Source organism: Streptomyces rubradiris (assembly GCF_016860525.1).
Classification (GTDB): domain Bacteria; phylum Actinomycetota; class Actinomycetes; order Streptomycetales; family Streptomycetaceae; genus Streptomyces; species Streptomyces rubradiris.
This window is the reverse complement of the sequence record NZ_BNEA01000001.1, coordinates 1,257,045-1,278,248: the sequence shown is the minus strand read 5'-3', so window position 1 is coordinate 1,278,248 and position 21,204 is coordinate 1,257,045. Positions and strand designations below refer to the sequence as shown.

Genomic DNA, 21,204 nt, shown 5'->3' with positions numbered 1-21,204 from the left:
CGTCGCGGGTCCGGCTAGTCCCGCGGGAACTCCCCGTCCACGTACACCCACGCCCCGGCCACCCGCTCGAACCGGCTCCGCTCGCGCAGCGCGCCGCCCCGGTAGGAGGCGCGGAACTCCACCGTGCCCGTGGTGTGGAACGCCGACCCGTCGGCCGTGTCCAGGATCTCGAGCCCCGTCCACCTCATCCCCGGATCGAGGTCCAGCCGCTCCGGCCGGGTCCGCGGATGCCAGGTGCGCAGCAGATACGCCGTGTCCCCCTTGACGAACGCGCTGTACCGCGAACGCATCAGCAGCTCCGCGGTCGGCGCGGCGGCCCGCCCCGAGTGGAAGCGGCCGCAGCAGGCGTCGTAGGGCCGGGGGAGCCCGCAGGGGCAGGTGCGCGAGGTCATGGCGCCCATTGTGCCCGGGGCAGGGGAGGCGCCCGGCAGGGGCCGGGTGCACAGTGGAAGAGCCGGACCGCACACCGGCGCACAGGGAGGTGAGGTCGAGGATGACCGGACCCGTGAGCAGCCGGCCTCCCGCCGTCAAGGAATGGCGGCTGAACGTGTACCTGTCCGAGCACGACCCGGACACCACGGCCCGGATCGTCCTGGACACCGGGGACAACGTCCTGGAGAGCCACGCCGGGGCCCGCCGCAGCCCCGGCGACCGGGCGATGCCGGAGATCGGCGACGAACTGGCCGCCGGGCGCGCCCTGATCGCCATGGGCCGCATGCTGCTGCGCGCCGCCGACGGCGACATGAAGGCCAGCGGGGCGGCCGACACGGACGGCCCGGTCCCGCTCTGGCTGCCCCGCGAGTGAAGGAAGGAGTGCCGCCGTGCGTTTCGCGAACCGCCCGGAAGCCGGACGGCTGCTGGGGGAGCGCCTGGAGTACCTCAGGGGCCAGGACGTGGTGGTGCTCGGACTGCCCCGGGGCGGCGTACCGGTCGCCGCGGCCGTCGCCGAGGCGCTGGACGCGCCCCTGGACGTCCTGTTGGTACGCAAACTCGGCGTGCCCTACCAGCCCGAGCTGGGCATGGGGGCGATCGGCGAGGACGGCGTCCGCGTGATCAACCAGGAGGTGCTGCGCGCCACCGGCGTCGGACCGGACGACCTCGCGGCGGTCGAGGAACGGGAGCGCCGCGTCCTCGCGGAGCGCGGCGCCCGCTACCGGGGCGCGGCGCCCCCGGCCTCCGTCGCCGGCCGGACCGCCGTGGTGGTGGACGACGGCGTCGCCACCGGCTCCACCGCCCGGGTCGCCTGCCGTGTCGCCCGCGCCCGGGGCGCGGCCCGCATCGTGCTGGCCGTCCCGGTCGCCCCCCGCGACTTCGCCCGCCGCCTCGGCGAGGACGCCGACGACCTGGTGTGCCTGGACACCCCCTGGGACTTCGCCGCCGTCGGCCAGTTCTACACCGACTTCACCCAGGTCGAGGACGAGGAGGTCACCGCCTGCCTGCGGCGCGCCGCCGAGCGCCACGGGCACACCGCGGGCGCCGCGTCCGGCGCCCGGGAGGTCACGGTCACCGCCGGAGCCGTCCGGCTCGGCGGACGGCTCACCGTGCCCGACGGCGCCACCGGCGTCGTGGTCTTCGCCCACGGCAGCGGCAGCAGCCGGCACAGCCCGCGCAACCGGTTCGTCGCCGAGGGACTGCACCGCGCCGGGCTCGGCACCCTGCTGTTCGACCTGCTCACCGACGTGGAGGAGGCCGACCGGGGCAACGTCTTCGACATCGGGCTGCTGGCCGGCCGGCTGCTGGACGCCACCGCCTGGCTGCGCGAGGAACCCGACGCCGAGGGGCTCGCCATCGGCTACTTCGGCGCCAGCACCGGCGCCGCGGCCGCCCTGTGGGCCGCCGCCGACCCCGCCGCGCGGCCCGCCGCCGTCGTCTCCCGCGGCGGCCGGCCCGACCTCGCCGGGCCCCGGCTGCCGGAGGTGACGGCACCCACCCTGCTCATCGTCGGCGGCGCCGACCCGATGGTGCTCGACCTCAACCGGGACGCGCAGGCCCGGCTGCGCTGCGAGAACCGGCTGGCGGTCGTGCCCCGCGCCACCCACCTCTTCGAGGAGCCCGGCACCCTGGAGCAGGTCACCGAGCTGGCGTGCGCCTGGTTCACCGACCACATGGCACCCGCGCACGTATAGGCGGCGACCGTGCCGGAGCACCCGGCGTAGGCGGTGACCATGTCCGAGGGGCGGGAGGAGACGATGCCGGAGTGCCCGGCGTAGGCGGTGACCACGCACCATGCCCGCGGATCAGGAGGCGGCCATGCCAAAGGGCCGGGCGGCGCCCATGCCCGACAGGGTCACCCTGTTCCTGGCCGGGGACGTCATGCTCGGCCGGGGCATCGACCAGATCCTCGCGCACCCGGGCGATCCGGCCCTGCGGGAGGAGTACGTCCACGACGCCCGGGACTACATCGCCCTGGCCGAGGCCGCGAACGGCCCGGTGCCCCGGCCCGTGGACCCCGCCTGGCCCTGGGGCGAGGCCCTGTCCGTCCTGGAGCGCGCCGCGCCCGACGTCCGGGTGATCAACCTGGAGACCGCCGTCACCGCCGGCGGCGACTTCGCCCCCGGCAAGGCCATCCACTACCGGATGCACCCGGCCAACCTGCCCTGCCTCACCGCCGTCCGCCCCGACGTCTGCGTCCTCGCCAACAACCACGTCCTCGACTTCGGCCCCGCCGGCCTCGCCGACACCCTGGACACGCTCGCCGCCGCCGGAGTGCGCACCGCCGGCGCGGGCCCGGACGCGGCCGCCGCGTGGCGGCCCGCGGCCGTGCCGCTGCGCACCGGCGGACGCGTCCTGGTCCTCGCCTTCGGCATGCCCTCCAGCTTCATCCCGCACGGCTGGGCCGCCACCGCCGAACGCCCCGGCGTCGCCCTCGCCCCCGGGCCGACCACGGCCGCCGCCCTGGACTTCGCCGACCGCCTGCGGCAGCACAGGCGGCCCGGGGACATCGTCGTCGCCTCCGTCCACTGGGGGGCCAACTGGGGCTACGACGTCACCCGCGACGAGGTCCGCTTCGCCCACGCGCTCGTCGACGCGGGCGCCGACATCGTCCACGGCCACTCCTCGCACCACCCGCGGCCGCCGGAGATCTACCGGGACCGGCTCGTGCTGTACGGCTGCGGCGACCTCGTCAACGACTACGAGGGCATCGGCGGCTACGAGAGCTACCGCGACGACCTGCGGCTGCTGCACCTGGTGTCGGTCGACCCCGGCACCGGCCGGCTGACCGGAGCGCGGATGGTGCCGCTGCGGCCCCGCCGGATGCGCCTGGAGCACACCACCGCGGAAGAGACCGCCTGGCTGCGCACCGTCCTGGACACCCACGCCCGCCGCCACGCCACCCGCGTCGACCACGGCCCCGACGGCACGCTGACGGCACGGCCACTGCGCTGAAACCGGCCGCCGGAGCAGGCGCGCGGCCGGGTCGGCGGCCAGGCGTTGATCACCTCGTCCTCGGCCGGCCGCGCCGCGCGGTGGCCACGCCGTAGGGGGCCTTCGCCGACGGTGCCGGGTCAGCCGCAGAATTCCGCTTCGACTGCTGCCTGTTCGAGTGCCGGATCGCCCCAGTCGCTGTTCCGGTTGATCGTGATGACGTGCTCGCCGTCGGCGGTGGCCGCGGTCCGGGTCAGGGAGCCGGGGATCTCGCCTGAGTGTCCCCAGACCTTCACGCCGCACGCCTTGAGTGTCTGTGACCTGATCCCGAGGCCGTACGACCGGCCGTTCCCCAGGTCGTGGCCGGTGAACATCTCCCGCTGCTGGGCCGGGGGGAGGAGCTCGCCGCGCAGGAGGGCACGGACGAAGATGTTCAGGTCGCGGGTGGTGGAGATCATCTCGCCGGAGGCTCCGGAGACCGAAGGGTCGAAGTCGGTGACGTCGTGGACCCGAGCGGCGGGGTCGTCCACGTAGAGCCTGGAGTAGTGCCGCCCGTGCGGGCCGGGCACCGACGACGACGTGCCGGGGACCGTGGTCCCGCGCAGGCCGAGTGGTCTGATGATGCGCCGCTCCACTTCGGAGGCGTAGCTGTTGCCCGTGGCCTTCTCGATGACCATGCCGGCCAGGATGTAGTTGGTGTTGGAGTAGGACCAGCCGTCGCCGGGACCGAAGAGCGGCTTGTGGGCGAGGGCGGTCCGCACCAGTTCCTCCGGCGTGGCACCGTCGTACCGGTGGGAGAGGAACGCCGGTCCGGTGAACTTGGCGCGGAATCCGTCGTCGTCGATGTAGTCGTACAGCCCGCTGGTGTGCTGAAGCAGCCGGCGCAGGGTGATCCGGCGCCCGTCATTGCCGTTGCCGCGCACCAGGCCGGGCAGCCACTCGTCCACCGTGTCGTCGATCGACAGGCCGGACCCGGGCTCGGCGGCGAGCCGCAGCACGACGGTGGCGATGAAGGGCTTGGTCAGACTGCCGATACGGAACCGGTCCCGCGGCAGGCGCGGGCGGCCGGTGCGCAGGTCCGCCACACCGGAAGTGCCGTGCCAGACCTCGCCCGCACGGTCGGTCCCGGCCAGGACACCGGGGGTTCCGCCGCGGGTGATCGCGTCGAGGGCGTCCTGCGTCGCGGAGTGAGGGGAGTGAGTGGAGCGGTGTGAGGCGGCGCGCGGTGCGGCGGAGACCGGAGCGGCCGCGGTCGCGGCCACCGCTCCCGCCAGAGCCACGGCGATCAGAGTGCGGGGTAAGGCGTGCGTGGTCATGTGAGGTTCCCATCCCTGGCTGGATCCGGTATCCAGCAGGACTCCCGGCCACCGCGGCGGGTTGATCCTCCGCCGCCGGCCGGTCCGCCGTGCGGGCCGGGCAGGAAGTCTGCTCGGCCGTCGGTCACGCGCTTGGTCACGCCACAGCCGGAGAAACAGAAAGACCCCAGATCAACTGGGGTCTCTCGCTGGTGTCCGAGAGGGGACTTGAACTTTCACCTCGGGCACCAGCCCCCAACCGCTCTGACCTGGGGAAACGCCCGTCGACAGGCTTGATTTCGGTGGGCGTTTCTCCTGTTCTTTCCTGCTGTTTCAAGCCCTCTCGGGCCCCTGTTGGTCATGCGTTGGTCACGTGACCAACCCTCCTCCGAGGCGTCCGTCCCTGGTCAGGCTTCCCGGACGGCGCCACGAGGCTACGCCCAGTCTGCACGGGCGCGTACGCGACCACGTACCGGGGGTGGGCGGGGCGGTCGGAAGCTGTTTATGCAAGGACACGCATAGTCGCGTTCGCGCATAGACGCGTAGCGCCACCCCCTCTACTGTCGTTCGGCAGGTGGCCCAACGGGGCCAGAGCAAGGGGGTTGGCATGTCCGAACGTTCGGCACTCACCCGGCTCACGGGCAACGGCAACGGCGAGTGCGGAGAGAAGGACTGCCCGAACGTGTACCGCACGGCTACCGGGTCGTTCGTGGTGCAGGGCGACGTGTCCGACGCCTTCACCCCGCCCTCCGGGGAAGGGCTCGTGGAAATCCCCGAGGCGGTTCTCAGGGAGGCGTTCCGTGCACTTGGATGGTGACGCGTGGAATGACTGCTTCGATTCCATGGAGCGTGAGGCGTGGCGACTGGAAACGCTGCCCGGCTACACCATGCCCCAGGAAGCGGAGAAGCTGAAGCGCTTTCTCGCCGGGGAGAAATCCCCCGACGATTACACGTCGGCCTGGATGGACGAGGTTCGGCAATGGACCTCGGAAGGAAAGAGCGTCGGCAGGGTGCACGTCGTGACCCGCCCGCTCTCGGACTACCTTCGCTTCGAGTTCGAGTATTACTACCGGCACCACGTGAAGGTGGGCGAGGATATCCGCATCCTCGACCTCACCGACCGGGAGAACCCGGGACTTCCGGATCAGGACTTCTGGATGTTCGATGAGTCCAAGGTGGTCCTGATGAACTACCGGGCGGACGGGACGCAGATAAACCGGGAACTGTACGAGGGCGATCCGGAGCCGTACCGGCAGTGGAAGCGGATTGCCGTTGCTGAGTCGGTTCCATTCCTGGAGTATGTGAGCGGGTGACGTTCGACCCTGAGCAGATGGGCCAGCCGAAACAGGAACTGGCGGCCCTGCTGAAAGAACTACGCAAGCGAGCCGGCCTCACTGGGGACCGGCTCGCTCGGCGTTGCAACATGTCCCAATCGAAGATCAGCCGGATTGAGAACGGGAAAGCTCAGCCGAGCCTACTGGACCTGGAAAGAATCCTACGAGCCGTCGTGGCTCCACCCGAGGTCATCGAGGAGGTCATCGCCCTCGCGCGGCTGGCCAACACCGAATGGCAAGACCTGCGCTCCCTGCGCCGTAGGGGCCTGGAGAAGAAGCAGACTGAACTTGCAGCCCTCGAATCCTCATCTACGGACTTCCGCTTCTTCCTGCTCTCGATGATTACAGGACTGCTGTCCACCCCTGAGTACATCCGGGCCAGCCTTGCCCATTCCCCGGCCGATGTCACTAAGACGATCGCGAGGAAGCTGGAGCGGCAGGAGGTTCTTTACGACACGAAGAAGCGGTTCACCTTCATCCTGACCGAGCAGGCTGTGAGGTGGCCGCTCCTGCCCCCGGCTGCGATGGCAATGCAGATTGACCGACTGGCCTCGCTTACCCACCTTACGAACGTGAAGCTCGGCGTTATCCCAATCGCGGGATACAAACCCATGGCGCCTATGGACACTTTCACCATCTATGACAACACGCTGGCCACTGTGGAGAACACGACCGGTGTCGTGATCCTGAGAGATCCGAGAGACATCGAAATGCATCTCGAACTGTTCTCCACGCTGGAGGGTTACGCGTTGTTCGGGGAGGAAGCGCGAGCCTTGTTGGCGGAGTGGTCTGCCGCTTGCCGTTCATGATCTTTAGTCCATGACGGGAAAGAACTACACAGTCGCCGGTTTCTGGGCCAATGGTTTCCCCCATGGCGGCGACCGAGCGAGACGAAACGAGAAACCGAGACGGCGGGCGCATGACTTTGCGGGTGTCGTACGACGGCGGTAGGACGTACGGCCCGGTTCGTGAGGTGCAGGTGGACCCGCGCAACGCAGTGATCTTGGGTTCACCGACCAAGTACCCGCCCTGCGGGTGCCCTCGGTGCACGGGCCGCAGCTCGCCGTCTGTGAGTGATCTCCGCCCTGTCGCGGCGGAGCAGAAGACGGCGTGAGTCGCGGCCTGGGCCGCTGGGTGCTGCGCCACTTCGGCCGGTACGCGGGGTCGCTGTACCTGGCCATGATTCTCGGCGGCTGTGCCGTGGTTCTCGCCGGAGCCCTGGCGATCCGGTAACCGCCGGGCTCGCCGTTGTCCCCCTTTGCTTCCCGCCTGATCCCGGGCGGGAAGTCCCCGAGAAGAGAGAGGTAGTCCGATGGTGGAAGAGAACACCGGTTCCGTGGCCCCCGAGGGGGGTGGCCTGCTCATCGCGAAGCGGAAGATCGTGGCCGCGCGTACTCGTGCCGAGCAGGAGTCGGACGTCAGCGGTGGCCGTTCCGACGGCAACGACTGACGGGAGCGCCCACGTTGCTTGATGCAGCCTCGTGGGCGGGGCGTCTGGGCGGGGACAAGTTCCTCGCCCGGACGTACCACCGCTCCTACGCACACATCCCCGGAGCCGCCGACACGGCGGGCCTGTTCTCCTGGGACGACCTGAACCGAATCATCGCCACACAGCGGCTGGAGCCGCCCCGGCTGCGCCTCTCGGTCGACCGCGAGATGGTCCCGATCCACCGCTACGCCATCCCCACCACGAACCGCCGAGCGGTCACCTGGTCCCGCATCCAACCGTCCGATTTCCACGCCCAGCTCAGGGACGGGGCGTCGCTGGTCCTCGACGCGGTGGAGAAGATCCACCCCGCTGTGGGGGCGGCTGCGGAGGGGCTGGCTCGCTTCCTCGGGACTTCCGTGCAGGCCAACGTGTACGCCTCGTGGACCGAGCGGGAGGGCTTCGGCCGGCACTGGGACGACCACGACGTGGTGGTGGTCCAACTGCATGGCTCGAAGCGGTGGCGCCTGTGGGGGATGACCCGCGAGGCGCCCACCTTCCGGGACGTGGAGTCGCCGGAGGAGCCGGAGGGCGACCCCGTGGCGGACCTCGTTCTGTCCCCGGGTGACGTGCTCTACCTGCCGCGCGGCTGGTGGCACGCGGTCACCGCTGACCAGGGGACGGAATCCCTTCACCTCACCTTCGGCACGGTCACGCACACCGGTGCTGACCTGATGCTCTGGGTCGTGGATCAGCTCCGGGCGTCCCTCGCGCTCCGCAGGGACATCCCACGCTTCGGCTCGCTGACGGAACAGGCGGACTTCACCGACGCGCTGCGCCGTGAGGTGGCCGACATGATGGCGGACCCGCGCCTCGTGGGGCGGTGGGCGGAGTCGATCGACACGACCGACCTGGGCCACGCGATTCCGTCCCTGCCCTACGTGGACGGGCTCCCTGCACGGGGCGAGATCACGGTCAAGCTCACCGCTCCGAGGGGCCGCCTGACGGCGAACCCGGCAGAGGGCACGGTCACCTTCTCGGCAGCCGGTACCGCGTGGGACTTCGCCGAGTCCGCCGCTCCCGCACTGGGCACGCTGCTGACCAACCAGCCGACCACGCTGGGCGAGATGGCCGACTCCGCCGGACTGGAGGTCGAGGACGTAGCCGAAGTGGTCTCCGTCCTCATCGACGGCCACGCCGCCGCAGTCGTGGGGACGGCGCTGTGACCGCCGCGCTCTCCCTGGGGACATACCGCGTGCGTGCTGTCAGTCAGGCGGCACGCACCGCCCTGGCTGCCGGTAGCCCCTGGGTGGACACGGCGCCCAACTACGCTCACGGTCGGGCGCATGAGGAACTGCGCCCGCTTCTCAGGGAGTACCCGACCGTGCGGGTAGCCACGAAGGCGGGATTCTTCACGGAGGAACAGGGCCGCACCGCACTGGCTGACGGCGTGCTCACCCGGGAAGAGGCGGCCGGTAGACACAGCCTTGAGCGGGGCTTTGTCCGCTGGCAGACGGAGCGCTCGTTGGCCACGCTCGGGCGCGTGGACCTGGTGTTCGTGCACAACCCGGAGCACGACGGCCAGGGCCTTGACCGTACGGCTCTGCACGGGCGGGTGCGGGAAGCCTTTACGGCGCTGGAGGAGTTCGCCCGCACGGGCAGGATCGGCGGGTACGGCGTCGCCACTTGGTCGGGTCTGACCTCCGGGGCGTTCAGCGTGCCCGAGTTGCTCGCACTCGCGCGGCAGGCGGCGGGTTCCGCCGAGCACCACTTCACGGGCTTGCAGATGCCCGTCAGCCTGATCATGGATGCCCCGATCACACAGGCCCTGAACGGCGGCGGACCACTGGTGCAGGCGAAGGACGCGGGGCTGATCACGTTCGGCTCCGCGCCCCTGCACGGGGGCGCCCTCCTCGATGCCATGACGCCCGAACTGGTGAACCTCATCCGCCCTGGCTTGTCGGCCGCAGCCGCTGCCCTGCTGGCCGCTGGCTCGTGCCCTGGCCTCGATGTCGTCCTGACTTCCGCGAGCACCCGCGAACACTGGGACGATGCGGCGAAGGCTCTGGCTGCGCCTCTGACGGCCCAGGAACTCAGGAGGGTGACGGATGAACTCGCCGGTGAATGAGAAGGTGCAGGCCCTGATGGAGGCCGCCCACGACCGGGCGGCCAAGGCACTGGGTCTCACCTGTACGGGGCCGCTGGCGTGGGGCTTCCTTGGCGTCACCCTCGGACGCCGAGCGGGGGACCGGTGGCTGCGGGTGAGTCGGACGGCGAAGAGGAACGCGGGCAGGAAGCAAGGGGAGGGCATCGTCGGCGCCTCTGAGCTGGTGCCTGACGGCGTTCCTCGTCCCCGCCTGTACGAGGTGCACGACTGGACTGACGTGGAGTGGGCTTTCGAGGCGGAAGTCCTTGATTACGTGACGCAGCCGATCGTGTCTCCGGACCGGGCCGACATCGACCGTGACCCGGGGTTGCCTGACGAGTGGTGGGCGGACCTTCGCCAAGCCCTTGCACTGCTCGCTGAAGTGGAGGGTGTGAAGACGACCGTCCGGGATGGGTGGATCGAACGGGCCTTCCCCCAGTTCCTTGGCATCCCGGCACCCGCCAAGGTGGAGCGGGTGACCGGTCACGGTGACCTGCACTGGGGCAACCTCACCGCTGCGCCCCTGTGCCTGCTGGACTGGGAGCGGTGGGGCTTGGTGCCCTTCGGCTACGACGCGGGGCTCCTCCACGCCAACAGCCTGCTCGTTCCCGACGTAGCCGCTCGCATCCGCAGGGAGTTCGCGCCGACCCTCGACACCCCGGCCGGCCGAATCGGGGAACTCGCCGCGCTGGCGGAGATGCTGCAAGCCGTAGCCCGTGGCTGGTATCCCGACCTTGCACCCCGGCTCGTTGCCCGTGCGGAGGCGCTCACCGGTGTTCGCCCACCCGTTCCGGTGCGCTCCGAGGTGAGCGCCTGACTGCGCCCCTGTACGCCTGCCTCAGGCGCTCTCACCGATGTGCCGGTACAAAGTCGCACGGGAGATCCCCAGCGCCTTGGCGATGGCGGTGACGCTCTCTCCCTTGGCGTGCCGGGCACGGGCTACGGCTAGCTTGTCGTCGTCCACGACGGAGGGGCGTCCCCCGTGGTTGCCCTTGCGGGCCGCAGTGTCCAGCCCCTCCAACGTCTTCTCCCGGATGCCTTCCCGCTCTACCTCGGCGGCCACGGCCAGGACGGCGAACACGATCGCGCCTGCCCCGTTCGGGTCGTACACACCCTGCAAGGGGCCGGAGAGGAGTTCCGGTTGGATGCCGTCCGCTTGCAGGGTGGAGGACAACGTCATGAGTTCTGCCGCGTTGCGGGCAAGGCGCTTCATCTCCACCACCGTGAGGATCACCGGTTGGTTCGGGGCGGCTGTCTTGATCTCTCGCGCCAGAGCCAACGCCGGCAGGCGTCGCGCCGAGGGAGCGAAGAAGCTGGCCGCTTCCAGCGCTGCCCGAATCGGCCTGTCATCCCTGGTCTGACCAGGAAGTTCGCTCGGCTGTTGGTCACGCGCTTGGTCACGCCACAGCCGGAGAAACAGAAAGACCCCAGATCAACTGGGGTCTCTCGCTGGTGTCCGAGGGGGGACTTGAACCCCCACGCCCGATAAAGGGCACTAGCACCTCAAGCTAGCGCGTCTGCCATTCCGCCACCCGGACAAGGTGTCTGTCGTGCGAGATCCTCCCTTTCGGCGGGGTTTCCCTCGCGGCGACGAAGGAAACATTACCAGGCTTTCGGGGGTGTCCGATCACCCCCCGTCCCCGGGGACGGGCGCGCGTGAACGGCGTGTCACAGGCGGGGCCCGGTCTTGGGCCCGGGGCGGGGCCGGAGAGAGGATGAGGGGGACCACCAGCAGCGACAGCGGGAGGAAGCATCGTGAGCGAGACGGGCACGGCCAGGACCGTCACCGGCGAGGACGAGGTCGTGGACCTCTGCCGCGAGCTGATCCGGTTCGACACCAGCAACTACGGCGACCACTCCGGCCCCGGCGAGCGCAAGGCCGCCGAATGGGTCGCCGAGAAGCTCGCCGAGGTCGGGCTGGAGCCGAAGATCTACGAGTCGCACCCCGGCCGCGCCTCCACGGTGGCCCGGATCGAGGGCGAGGACCCGTCCCGGCCCGCGCTGCTCATCCACGGCCACCTGGACGTCGTACCGGCCAACGCGGTCGACTGGACCCACGACCCGTTCTCCGGGGAGATCGCCGACGGCTGCGTATGGGGACGCGGCGCCGTCGACATGAAGGACATGGACGCCATGACGCTGGCGGTCGTCCGCGACCGGCTGCGCAGCGGGCGCCGGCCCCCGCGGGACATCGTGGTCGCCTTCCTCGCCGACGAGGAGGCGGGCGGCACGTACGGCGCCCGCTACCTGGTCGACCACCACCCCGAGCTGTTCGAGGGGGTCACCGAGGCCATCAGCGAGGTCGGCGGCTTCTCCTTCACAGTCGACGACGAGCGGCGGCTCTATCTGATCCAGACGGCCGAGAAGGGCATGCACTGGATGAAGCTGACCGTGGCCGGCACCGCCGGGCACGGGTCGATGATCCACCGGGACAACGCCATCACCGAGCTGTCGGAGGCGGTGGCCCGGGTCGGCCGGCACAAGTTCCCGGTGCGGGTCACCAAGACCACCCGGGCCTTCCTCGACGAGCTGGGCGACGCGCTCGGCACCGAGCTGGACCCGGAGGACATGGAGGCCACCATCGCCAAGCTCGGTGGCATCGCCAAGCTGATCGGCGCGACCCTGAGCAACACCGCCAACCCCACCCAGCTGAACGCCGGCTACAAGGTCAACGTCATTCCGGGCGAGGCCACCGCCCACATCGACGGGCGGTTCCTGCCCGGTCACGAGGAGGAGTTCCTCGCCGACCTCGACCGGCTGCTCGGCCCGAACGTCCGCCGCGAGGACGTGCACTCCGACAAGGCGCTGGAGACCGGCTTCGACGGCCCCCTGGTGGCGGCCATGCAGTCCGCGCTGCTCGCCGAGGACCCGACCGCCAAGGCGATCCCGTACATGCTCTCCGGCGGCACCGACGCCAAGTCCTTCGACGACCTCGGTATCCGCGGCTTCGGCTTCGCCCCGCTGAAGCTGCCGCCGGAGCTGGACTTCGCCGGCATGTTCCACGGCGTGGACGAGCGGGTGCCGGTCGACGGGCTGCAGTTCGGCGTGCGGGTGCTCGACCGGTTCATCGACGCGTCGTGAGGCCGCGCCCGCGCCCTCCCCGGGCCGGGGCGTACGCCGCGATATTCGGGCAGTCGTACGAGGCGCGCTGAGACGGGTGAATGAGACGATCAGTTCGTAGCTTCATTAGTTCCTCCTCGTTGCATCTGATGTGATCCCGCGCCTTGGGGTCGCATTGCCAACTAGGAGGAAGAATGATCAAGAAGGTCGTCGCAGCTGCGGCCGCCACCGGTGGTCTGGTTCTCGCGGGTGCGGGCCTCGCCGTCGCCGACTCCGGTGCTCAGGGTGCCGCCCTGAACTCCCCGGGTGTCGTGTCCGGCAACGTCATCCAGGCGCCCATCCACGTCCCGGTGAACGTGTGCGGCAACACGATCGACGTGGTCGGCGTCCTGAACCCCGCCTTCGGCAACGCCTGCGTCAACAAGTGACGCAGGCTCCCTGAGGGGCGTCCTTTACGAGCCGTCGGCCCCGGAGCGCGCGCCACGCGCTCCGGGGCCGACCGGCTTTTCGGAAGAACGAAAGCACGGAAGGCAGGGGGGAATCCAGCATGCGTGAGGGCACGCGCAAAGGCCTGATGACCATGGCCGCCGCGACCGGTGTGATCGCCGCCGCGAGCGGCTACGCACACGCCGACTCGGGCGCCAGGGGCGCCGCCGGGGACTCACCCGGCGTACTGTCCGGCAACACGGTGCAGGCACCGGTGCACGCTCCGGTGAACATCTGCGGCAACACCGTGAACGTCGTCGGGCTGCTCAACCCGTCGGTGGGGAACAAGTGCGCCCACCACGGCGGCACTTCGGGGAACCGGCCGGGCGGTTCCGCGGGCAGCGGCTCCGGCGGCTCGCGCGCGGACGGTCGCACCGGCGGCTCGCCGGGCGTCGGATCCGGCAACACCGTGCAGGTGCCGGTCGACATCCCGGTGAACGTGTGCGGCAACAGCGTCGACGTCATCGGTGTGGGCAACACCACGACGGGCAACGACTGCGCCGGCGACGGGGGGTACGGCAACCCGCCCGGGAAGCCGCAAAGGCCGGGAGGGCCGGGTGAGCCGACCGGACCGGGCCGCCCGGGGCATCCGGGTGAGCCCGGGAAGCCGGGCGACCCGGGGAAACCGTGGCAGCCGGGGCACCCTGCTCAGCCGGGCGACCCCGTTGAGCCCGGCGAGCCCGGTCAGCCCGGCCGCCCCGGCCCGGGCACCCCGCCGGCCGGGCACGGCCCCGGCCCCCGCGGCGGGTCCCAGGTCACTGCGGAGGCGGGCCGCCCGCTCCAGCCGCAGACCGGCGGTCAACTCGCGCACACCGGCGGTGACGTGCCGCTCGGCATCGCGCTGCCGGCCGGCGCCGCCGCGCTGCTCGCCGGTACGGTCCTCTACCGCAAGGCCCGGGCCGCGCGATGATCGCACCGCGGTGACCGGCACAGGGTGACCGCACAGCGGCGAGCGGAAAACGGAGCGGGCCCTGCCATGCCGGCGGGGCCCGCTCCGTACGTGTCCGGCTCGGATGCCGGGCTCACCATGTGGCTCGCACCTGGCGGATGATCCGCCGGCGCAGCCGCACCTTGCGACTGCCGTCGCGCAACAGACTCAGTCGGTCCAACTCCCAGTGTCCGTACTCGGCATGATCCGTCAGCAGACGCGTCGCCTCCTTGCGGGAGACCCCGCGAGGCACGTACACGTCGACAAATTCGTATTCCGGCATCGCATCTATTGTGCGGGCTGGTGCCCGGTACGGATAGCGTCTGCACTATGTCTGATGCTGCGCAGCCCACCGCTGCCGAGGTACGCGCCGCCGCCGAGGCGGTCAAGACCGCGCTCGACCGTCATCTGGCTGCGATCGAACGCAGGTCGGGGGAGGACGACCCGGCCGTCTCCGAGGCGTTCAACCAGCTGGCCGCAGCCGCCGAGGCGTACGACGAGCTGCTCTACGACCGCTACGACGAGGTCACGCCCTTCGAGATCCCCGGCGCCGAGGACACCCTGCCGCCGTACGCCGGGCCCGGGGAACCGCATGCGATCAGTGTGCTGGTCCGCCGCGACTACACCGTGGCGGAACCCCAGCGACTGCTGGCCCAGGCCCAGCGGGTCGAGGCGGCGGAGTACGACGACGGCGGCGACGAGGACGGGGCCGCCGCGAGCGTCCCCGGCGCGCTCGGAATCCTGTTCGGCGAGTTCGAACCGGACGAGATCGCCTCCCGGCACAAGGAGTTCGGCCTGGAGGAGGGCGACTCCACGCTCTGGGTCACGGCGGCCGAGGAACCGCCCGAGGCCGGGGAGTGGCTGGCGGCGCCGTTCGAGCACATCGACCCGCAAGCGGTGGTGTGCCGCTTCGACGTGAGCGCCGTCTTCGATGACGACGCCTCCGACGACGAGGACGAGGACGAGCTGGACTTCGTCGAGGACGACGACGAGGAGCTGGAGCCGCTCGACGCCGACAAGTGAGGCGGGACCGGCGGTGCCGTGCGGGCCGGGCCCGGTACGGCACCGCCGGATTCCCCCCGGGCGGGATCAGCTCGCCGGCGCCTGCGTGCGCAGCAGGGTCCCCAGGCGAGTGGTGCGGGGCTTGGCCGGGACCTCCGCGACCGCCCTCGGCAGGGCCTGCTCCACGCCGTGCACCACGGACAGGTGGCGTTCCGCCCGGCCGAACGCCGTGTACACCCACGGACGGCTGAGCGCCTGCGCCGCGTCGCCGGGCAGCACCACGACCGCCGCCGGCCAGCGGGCACCCGCCGCCTGGTGCGCGGTGAGCGCCCAGCCGTGCCGGACACTGCCCTCCACCCGCTCGCGCGGTACGACGACGGGGGCGCCGGCGCACGACAGGTGCAGCCCGTCGGCGTCGGCCTTCACCACCACGCCCGGCACCGTACGCCCCGGCGCGGGGGAGTAGGCGATCCGGTCACCGGGGTCGAAGCCGCCGAACCGGCCGGGACCGGGGTTGAGGCGCTGCTTCAGCGCGGAGTTGAGGGCGCGGGTGCCCGCGGCGCCGCCGTGGCCCGGGGTGATCACCACGGTCTGGTCGGCCGGGACGCCGATCGCCCGCGGCACCGAGTCCGCCACCAGTTGCACCGTCCGGTGCACCGCCTCGCCCGCGTCCCGCACCGGCACGATGACGATCTCCTTGCCGGGGGCGGCGACCTGGTTCAGCTCGCCGACGCCGATGCCGGAGACCAGCTCGCCCAGCGGGCCGGGGTCCGGCACGCGGGAGACGGCCTGCGGGCAGATCCGGGCCGCGAGCAGGTCGGCGAAGATCCGGCCCGGCCCGGCCGACCACAGCACCCCGGGGTCACCGCTGAGCACGAGCCGCGCCCCGTCGGGCAACGACTCCACCAGCATCGCGGCACCCTCCACATCGAGCTGCGGCGCGTCCAGCACGATCAGCAGATCGACATCCAGAGCCCCGTCGGCGTCGCGCCCCGGCCCTTCGACCCCGGCCAGCAGCCCGGAAACGGTGACGACCCCGTGAGCACCCGGCTCCACGGCCGACGGGCCCGGGTGCCCGCCCGGTCCCGGCCGCACAGGGGCCGCGCTCGGCACTTCGGGGGCTGCTCCCGGCTGTGCGGGGGCCGCGCCTGGCTGTGCGGGGGGCGCGTCCGGCTCTACCGAGGCTGTCCCCGGCTGGGCCGGGTGCCCGCTCGGCCGTGCCGTGACCTCGCCCTGCCGTGCGGGATCTGCCATCGGCCGTGCCGTGGCCTGGCCCTGCGGTGCGGGATCTGCCATCGGCCGTGCCGTGGCCTGGCCCTGCGGTGCGGGATCTGCCATCGGCCGTGCCGTGGCCTCGCCCTGCCGTGCCGGATTCGCCACCGGACGTCCCGTGGCTGCTCCCTCCCGCCCGGAGGCCGCTCCCAGGTGTGCCGTCAGGCGGCTGCGGCCGTCCAGGGTGTGGCAGGCGGCGTAGGCCCGCAGGCCCGCCGCGCGGGCGGCGGCGAGCAGCGCGGCCGGTTCCGCGCGGGCCGCCTCGCCGCCGGTGTGCAGCACCAGACCGTGTCCCGCGACCGCGCGGGCCAGCTCGGCCGCGCCGCCGGACAGCCCGGCCGTGACCGCCTCCCACGCCTGCCCGGCCTCCTCGGGCACGGAGTTGGCCAGCCGGGCCAGGCCGTCGGCGAGGCTCTCCTCCGCCATGGCGTACCGCTCCAGACCGACCAGGACCCGGACCGGCCGCTCCTGCTCCTCGTCGGCGTCCTGGGGCGCGGACGCGCCGGGCTCCTCCAAGGCGTCCTGGAACACCAGCGCCTCACCCTCGGCGAGCGTGTCCTGTACCGCCGCGTCCGGATCCGGCACGCCCTGCCGGCCGAGCGCCGCGGTGAGCGTGGGCAGCTCCAGGGCGGTGTGCCCGGCCACGGCCGCCTGCTCCAGCAGCCAGACCGTCACCGCCCGGCCGCGCCGCGCGTCACCCGGGCCGCAGCCCGGCCCGAGCAGCGCCCGCGCGAAGCCGTCGGCCTGCTCCGGCCGTACCCCGCCGACCCGGAGCAGCTGCCAGGGGTCCTCCCGGAGCGTGGTGCCGGCGCCCTCGCCGAGCACCGCGGCCACCTGGGGGGCCAGGCTGTCCGGCGCGCCGCCCTCGGCCAGTACCCGGCGCACGGCGTCGACGGTCTCCGGCGCGGGGGCGGCGGGCGCGACGGGGGCGGGGGCGGGCTGGGGCCGGCGCACCGGTTCCGGGGCGGGGCGGCGCGGTGCCGGGGCCGGCTCGGTGAACACCGTGGCCACCGGCTTCTCGCCGCTCTCCACCGCCCGGACCGCCGCGAGCAGGTCGGCCGCCTTGCCGCTGAGCTTGGTGCCGCTGGCGATGGGTCCCTTCTTCTCGGCCTTGCGCCGCTCGATCCGCTCCCGCTCGATCCGCTGCGCGGCCAGCTCGGCCTCCGCCTCGGACAACGCACCCGCGTCGCCCGCGCCCTCCCCGGCGGCACCCTCGGCACCCGCCGAGGCACCGGCCTCCTCAGGACCGTCGCCCTCCGACGCACCGTCGTGCTCCGAGGCACCGGCCTCCTCAGGGGTACCGTCGCCCTCCGAGGCGCCGGCACCGGCATCGTCGCCCTCAACGGCACCGATGTCCTCCGTACTCGCGTCGGCGTTCCCGCCGGCGCTCCCCTCGGTGCCCCCCTCCCGTGTCCCACGGGTGTCCGGCGTCCCCGGCCCGGCTTCCTCCGTGGTCTCCGGCTCCGTGCTCACAGCGTGCTCCAGTCGTGATCGGGATAGCGGTGCACGGGCGCCGACACATCGTCCAGCGCCCGGCAGATCTCGTCAGGAAGACTAAGGGCCTCCACTGACAACGCCGCCGTGAGCTGCTGCGCGGTGCGCGCGCCGACGATCGGCGCGGCCACCCCGGGCCGGTCCCGCACCCACGCCAGCGCCACCTGGAGCGGGGTCACCGCGAGCCCGTCGGCCGCCGTCGTCACCGCGTCCACGATGCGGGTCGCGGTGTCGTCCAGGTACGGCTCGACGAACGGCGCGAGGTCCTCGGAGGCACCGCGCGAATCCGGCGGGGTGGCGTGCCGGTACTTCCCGGTGAGCACGCCCCGGCCGAGCGGCGAGGACGGCAGCAGGCCCACGCCGAGGTCGAGCGCGGCCGGCAGCACCTCGCGCTCCACACCGCGCTGGAGCAGCGAGTACTCCATCTGGGTGCTGGCCAGCCGGGTGCGGGTGCCCGGCGCCGCGAGCTGCCAGGTGGCCGCCTTGGCCAGCTGCCAGCCGCAGAAGTTCGAGACACCGGCGTACCGGGCCCGGCCGCTGCTCACCGCCAGGTCGAGGGCCTGGAGCGTCTCCTCCAGGGGGGTCTCGGTGTCGTAGGCGTGGATGTGCCACAGGTCGACGTACTCCGTGCCGAGGCGGGCGAGGGAGGCGTCGAGCGCGGCGAGCAGGTGGCCCCGGGAGCCGTCGAAGCGGCGCTCGGGGTCGGGCACGCTGCCGGCCTTGGTGGAGATGACCAGATCCCGGCGCGGCACCAGCCCGTCCATGAGCCGCCCGAGCAGATACTCCGCCTCCCCGTCGCCGTACACGTCGGCGGTGTCGACGAGGGTGCCGCCGGCCTCCCAGAACGTCTTCAGCATGTCAGCGGCGTCGTGCTCGTCGGTGTCCCGCCCCCAGGTGAGGGTGCCGAGTCCGATCCGGGACACGCGCAGGCCGGTACGGCCGAGATGCCTCTGCTCCATGCGGGCGAGATTACTGGCCAGAACCGGTGCGATGGGTTGCCTGTGGATAACCACCCCCGAAGGGGACGACTCCCGCGTTCCGTCTCCGCGCGGGGACTTCCCGCCGTTCCGTCTGCCGAGGTCGACCGCCCCTGCCCTTCCCCCTCCCGAAGCCGATGCCCCGCCTTTCCCTCTCCCGAAGAGGCACGGGGACCCTCCGCCCGTCCGCCGCCGCTCCGCCCTCCCACCCCCCCGGTCCCCGCGCTAAGGTCTGCCCCACAAGCACGTTACTCACGGGTAAGGGGAATCGCGCATGCAGCTCGGGATCAACCTCGGTTACTGGGGTGCCGGAATGGACGGCGACAACCTGGCCGTGGCACAGGAGGCCGACCGGCTGGGCTACGCGGTGTGCTGGGCCGCCGAGGCCTACGGCTCCGACGCGGCCACCGTGCTCAGCTGGGTCGCCGCGCAGACCGAGCGCATCGACGTCGGCTCCGCCATCTTCCAGATCCCGGCCCGCCAGCCCGCGATGACGGCGATGACCGCGGCCACGCTGGACTCGCTCTCCGGCGGCCGGTTCCGGCTCGGCCTCGGCGTCTCCGGCCCGCAGGTCTCCGAGGGCTGGTACGGCGTGAAGTTCGACAAGCCGCTGTCCCGCACCCGCGAGTACGTGGAGATCGTCCGCAAGGCGATGACCCGGGAGCGGCTGACGTTCGAGGGGGAGCACTGGACGCTGCCGCTGCCCGGCGGCCCCGGCAAGCCCATCAAGCTGACCGTGCACCCGCAGCGCGAGCACATCCCGCTCTACATCGCCGCCATCGGCCCGAAGAACCTGGAGCAGACCGGTGAGATCGCCGACGGCGCGCTGCTGATCTTCCCCTCCGCCGAGCACCTGGAGGAGACCACGGTCAAGTACCTGCGCGCCGGGCGGGAGAGGGCGGGGCTGACGCTGGACGGGTTCGACGTGTGCCCGACCCTGCCGATCGCCCTCGGCGACGACAAGGACGTGGCCCGGCTCGCCGACACCTTCCGCCCGTACACCGCGCTGTATGTCGGCGGCATGGGCAGCGCCAAGCAGAACTTCTACAACCAGCTCGCCCAGCGCATGGGGTACGAGGAGGAGGCCGCCGAGATCCAGCGGAAATATCTGTCCGGGGACAAGCAGGGCGCCGCCGCCGCGGTCCCGCAGGACCTCATCGACCGCACGACGCTGCTGGGCTCCGTCGACCGGATCGCCGACCGGATGAAGGCCTACGCCGCCGCCGGGGTCACGACCCTCAGCCTGGCCCCGGCCGGCTTCACGCTCGAGGAGCGGCTCGCCTCCCTGCGGGCCGGCAGTGAGGCCCTGGAGCGCGCCGGGCTGGCGTGAGCGCAGCTCCGCGGGAGGGGGGGACTTTCGCGGCCGTGGTGGGGGCTCGGGGGTCTTCCCCGCCACGGCCGTCACCGGGAACAACGCCACCGGCGCCGCGCGGTTACGACCCTCGGCGCGCTTCTTTCCCGGCTTCTTCCCGCCTTCGCGGTCCTTCGTTCGGCCGATTCGGTCGACTGCCCTGTTGCGCCTTCTTTCTGCCCGCATTTGACTCGGTCTCGCGAGCCCCCGAAGCCCCGAAAGCCACCAGAGCCCCCGGTAGGCCCGCGGAACCCTGTGGAGCGGAGAGGTGCTGCGATGCTGTCGGCCAGGAGTCTGTTCCAGGAGATCCTCGACCACGACGAGTCCTTCCGGCTCTTCTGCTCCATCGCCGCCGGCGGGGAGGCCCAGGGCGGCTGGGAGAACGGCCGGATCGCCGCGCTGGTCCCGGACGGGGAACGCGCGCTCGCCCCGAAGATCGCCCGGCACGGCGCCGACGAGGACAAGCACGGCCGCATCTTCCGCGCCCTGCTGAAGAAGCGCGGGCTCGACCCCGTCCCGGTCCCGCCGGAGACCGACTACACCATGCTCCTGGAACGGCGCGGCATCGGCCTCGCCCACGACCGGCTCCGCCGGGACGAGCCGCTCACCGTCCCGGACATCGTCGTCTACCTCGCGCACAGCCGGGTCACCGAACAGCGCGCCGCCGACCAGATGGCACTGCTGGTCCGGTACTTCGGCGACCACCCGGAGATCGGCAGGGCCCTCCGCGTGATCGCGGCGGACGAGGACAACCACCTGGCCTACGCCCACGAGGAACTGCTGCGCCTGGCCGCCGCCGGACACGGCCGGCTGATCCCGCGCACCCTGCGCGTGTACGCGCTCGCCGAGATCCGCGTCCACCGGGACGTCAGCCTCGCCGTCATGGCGTACATGGGCCGCATCCTGGGCTGGCCGAAGCCGAAACGGGCGCTGCTCGCGGCCGGCGTCCACGCCACGTACGCCTGGGAACGTCTCGTCGGCCGGCACCGCATGGCCGCCCTCCGCACGCCCGAGCGCCGCGACGCCCTCGGCAGCCCCCCGGCCCCCGCACCCGAAGCCGCGTGAAC

General features: G+C 72.0%; 23 protein-coding genes and 1 tRNA gene. 17 read left to right on the top strand and 7 right to left on the bottom strand.

Going from position 1 to position 21,204, the window contains the following annotated elements:
* Positions 1 to 14: 14 nt before the first annotated feature.
* Entirely contained in the window at positions 15 to 392 is a 378-nt protein-coding gene (locus tag Srubr_RS05950) for a YchJ family protein (protein ID WP_189996132.1), read from the bottom strand.
* A gap of 101 nt (positions 393 to 493) precedes the next feature.
* Between Srubr_RS05950 and Srubr_RS05945 the strand changes: the two genes are divergently transcribed.
* The 3 genes from Srubr_RS05945 (at position 494) to Srubr_RS05935 (ending at position 3,387) form a co-directional block, all read left to right on the top strand.
* On the top strand, positions 494 to 805 hold the full coding sequence (locus Srubr_RS05945) for a dsRBD fold-containing protein (RefSeq protein ID WP_189996133.1): 312 nt from the start codon (positions 494 to 496) through the stop codon (positions 803 to 805).
* A gap of 16 nt (positions 806 to 821) precedes the next feature.
* Positions 822 to 2,126, top strand: a complete 1,305-nt coding sequence (locus Srubr_RS05940) for a phosphoribosyltransferase family protein (protein WP_189996134.1) — start codon at positions 822 to 824, stop codon at positions 2,124 to 2,126.
* 148 nt (positions 2,127 to 2,274) lie between these two features.
* Positions 2,275 to 3,387 (top strand): CapA family protein, encoded by a 1,113-nt coding sequence (locus Srubr_RS05935; RefSeq protein WP_189996135.1) that lies wholly within the window; start codon positions 2,275 to 2,277, stop codon positions 3,385 to 3,387.
* 119 nt (positions 3,388 to 3,506) lie between these two features.
* Here the strand turns inward: Srubr_RS05935 and Srubr_RS05930 are convergent, their stop codons facing one another.
* Positions 3,507 to 4,682 (bottom strand): serine hydrolase domain-containing protein, encoded by a 1,176-nt coding sequence (locus tag Srubr_RS05930; protein ID WP_189996136.1) that lies wholly within the window; start codon positions 4,680 to 4,682, stop codon positions 3,507 to 3,509.
* A gap of 586 nt (positions 4,683 to 5,268) precedes the next feature.
* Here Srubr_RS05930 and Srubr_RS05925 point away from each other — a divergent pair.
* The 8 genes from Srubr_RS05925 (at position 5,269) to Srubr_RS05895 (ending at position 10,384) form a co-directional block, all read left to right on the top strand.
* Complete coding sequence (locus Srubr_RS05925; RefSeq protein ID WP_189418471.1) at positions 5,269 to 5,478, top strand: hypothetical protein; 210 nt, start codon at positions 5,269 to 5,271, stop codon at positions 5,476 to 5,478.
* Positions 5,462 to 5,974: a DUF6879 family protein gene (locus Srubr_RS05920; protein WP_189996137.1), complete on the top strand. Its 513-nt coding sequence runs from the start codon at positions 5,462 to 5,464 to the stop codon at positions 5,972 to 5,974. The genes Srubr_RS05925 and Srubr_RS05920 overlap by 17 nt, the downstream gene beginning before the upstream one ends.
* On the top strand, positions 5,971 to 6,804 hold the full coding sequence (locus tag Srubr_RS05915) for a helix-turn-helix domain-containing protein (RefSeq protein WP_189996138.1): 834 nt from the start codon (positions 5,971 to 5,973) through the stop codon (positions 6,802 to 6,804). Before Srubr_RS05920 ends, Srubr_RS05915 begins: the two co-directional genes overlap by 4 nt.
* Before the next feature lie 301 nt (positions 6,805 to 7,105).
* On the top strand, positions 7,106 to 7,228 hold the full coding sequence (locus Srubr_RS41310) for a hypothetical protein (protein WP_268257584.1): 123 nt from the start codon (positions 7,106 to 7,108) through the stop codon (positions 7,226 to 7,228).
* Positions 7,229 to 7,307: 79 nt separating this feature from the next.
* Positions 7,308 to 7,445: a hypothetical protein gene (locus Srubr_RS05910; RefSeq protein ID WP_173456875.1), complete on the top strand. Its 138-nt coding sequence runs from the start codon at positions 7,308 to 7,310 to the stop codon at positions 7,443 to 7,445.
* Positions 7,446 to 7,459: 14 nt separating this feature from the next.
* Positions 7,460 to 8,647, top strand: a complete 1,188-nt coding sequence (locus tag Srubr_RS05905) for a cupin domain-containing protein (protein ID WP_189996139.1) — start codon at positions 7,460 to 7,462, stop codon at positions 8,645 to 8,647.
* Complete coding sequence (locus tag Srubr_RS05900) at positions 8,644 to 9,549, top strand: aldo/keto reductase (protein ID WP_189996140.1); 906 nt, start codon at positions 8,644 to 8,646, stop codon at positions 9,547 to 9,549. Before Srubr_RS05905 ends, Srubr_RS05900 begins: the two co-directional genes overlap by 4 nt.
* The gene (locus Srubr_RS05895) at positions 9,530 to 10,384 is read left to right on the top strand and encodes a hypothetical protein (protein WP_189996141.1); all 855 of its coding nucleotides are present in this window, start codon (positions 9,530 to 9,532) and stop codon (positions 10,382 to 10,384) included. Before Srubr_RS05900 ends, Srubr_RS05895 begins: the two co-directional genes overlap by 20 nt.
* A 21-nt stretch (positions 10,385 to 10,405) precedes the next feature.
* Here the strand turns inward: Srubr_RS05895 and Srubr_RS05890 are convergent, their stop codons facing one another.
* Positions 10,406 to 10,846, bottom strand: a complete 441-nt coding sequence (locus Srubr_RS05890) for a recombinase family protein (protein ID WP_268257585.1) — start codon at positions 10,844 to 10,846, stop codon at positions 10,406 to 10,408.
* A 171-nt stretch (positions 10,847 to 11,017) separates the two neighbouring features.
* Positions 11,018 to 11,105 (bottom strand) — tRNA-Leu (locus Srubr_RS05885).
* 217 nt (positions 11,106 to 11,322) lie between these two features.
* Between Srubr_RS05885 and Srubr_RS05880 the strand changes: the two genes are divergently transcribed.
* The 3 genes from Srubr_RS05880 (at position 11,323) to Srubr_RS41575 (ending at position 14,023) form a co-directional block, all read left to right on the top strand.
* Positions 11,323 to 12,648, top strand: a complete 1,326-nt coding sequence (locus tag Srubr_RS05880) for a M20/M25/M40 family metallo-hydrolase (protein ID WP_189996142.1) — start codon at positions 11,323 to 11,325, stop codon at positions 12,646 to 12,648.
* Positions 12,649 to 12,821: 173 nt separating this feature from the next.
* Positions 12,822 to 13,055 (top strand): chaplin, encoded by a 234-nt coding sequence (locus tag Srubr_RS05875; protein ID WP_189996143.1) that lies wholly within the window; start codon positions 12,822 to 12,824, stop codon positions 13,053 to 13,055.
* A gap of 119 nt (positions 13,056 to 13,174) precedes the next feature.
* The gene (locus Srubr_RS41575) at positions 13,175 to 14,023 is read left to right on the top strand and encodes a chaplin (RefSeq protein WP_189996144.1); all 849 of its coding nucleotides are present in this window, start codon (positions 13,175 to 13,177) and stop codon (positions 14,021 to 14,023) included.
* Between the two features lie 112 nt (positions 14,024 to 14,135).
* Here the strand turns inward: Srubr_RS41575 and Srubr_RS05865 are convergent, their stop codons facing one another.
* Positions 14,136 to 14,324, bottom strand: coding sequence for a DUF5703 family protein (locus Srubr_RS05865; protein WP_043407302.1), 189 nt, complete (start codon positions 14,322 to 14,324; stop codon positions 14,136 to 14,138).
* A 47-nt stretch (positions 14,325 to 14,371) separates the two neighbouring features.
* Between Srubr_RS05865 and Srubr_RS05860 the strand changes: the two genes are divergently transcribed.
* The gene (locus Srubr_RS05860) at positions 14,372 to 15,064 is read left to right on the top strand and encodes a hypothetical protein (protein ID WP_189996145.1); all 693 of its coding nucleotides are present in this window, start codon (positions 14,372 to 14,374) and stop codon (positions 15,062 to 15,064) included.
* Positions 15,065 to 15,130: 66 nt separating this feature from the next.
* On the opposite strand, the gene Srubr_RS05855 is transcribed toward Srubr_RS05860, so the two are convergent.
* On the bottom strand, positions 15,131 to 17,788 hold the full coding sequence (locus Srubr_RS05855; RefSeq protein WP_189996146.1) for a helix-hairpin-helix domain-containing protein: 2,658 nt from the start codon (positions 17,786 to 17,788) through the stop codon (positions 15,131 to 15,133).
* Positions 17,785 to 18,768, bottom strand: a complete 984-nt coding sequence (locus Srubr_RS05850) for an aldo/keto reductase (protein ID WP_189996147.1) — start codon at positions 18,766 to 18,768, stop codon at positions 17,785 to 17,787. The genes Srubr_RS05855 and Srubr_RS05850 overlap by 4 nt, the downstream gene beginning before the upstream one ends.
* Positions 18,769 to 19,060: 292 nt before the next feature.
* Here Srubr_RS05850 and Srubr_RS05845 point away from each other — a divergent pair, with 292 nt between their 5' ends.
* Both Srubr_RS05845 and Srubr_RS05840 read left to right on the top strand, forming a co-directional pair.
* Positions 19,061 to 20,116 (top strand): LLM class F420-dependent oxidoreductase, encoded by a 1,056-nt coding sequence (locus Srubr_RS05845; protein ID WP_189996148.1) that lies wholly within the window; start codon positions 19,061 to 19,063, stop codon positions 20,114 to 20,116.
* A 297-nt stretch (positions 20,117 to 20,413) separates the two neighbouring features.
* A complete protein-coding gene (locus Srubr_RS05840) occupies positions 20,414 to 21,202 on the top strand; it encodes a ferritin-like domain-containing protein (RefSeq protein WP_189996149.1) in 789 nt (262 codons plus the stop codon).
* The last annotated feature ends 2 nt before the right edge of the window (positions 21,203 to 21,204 follow it).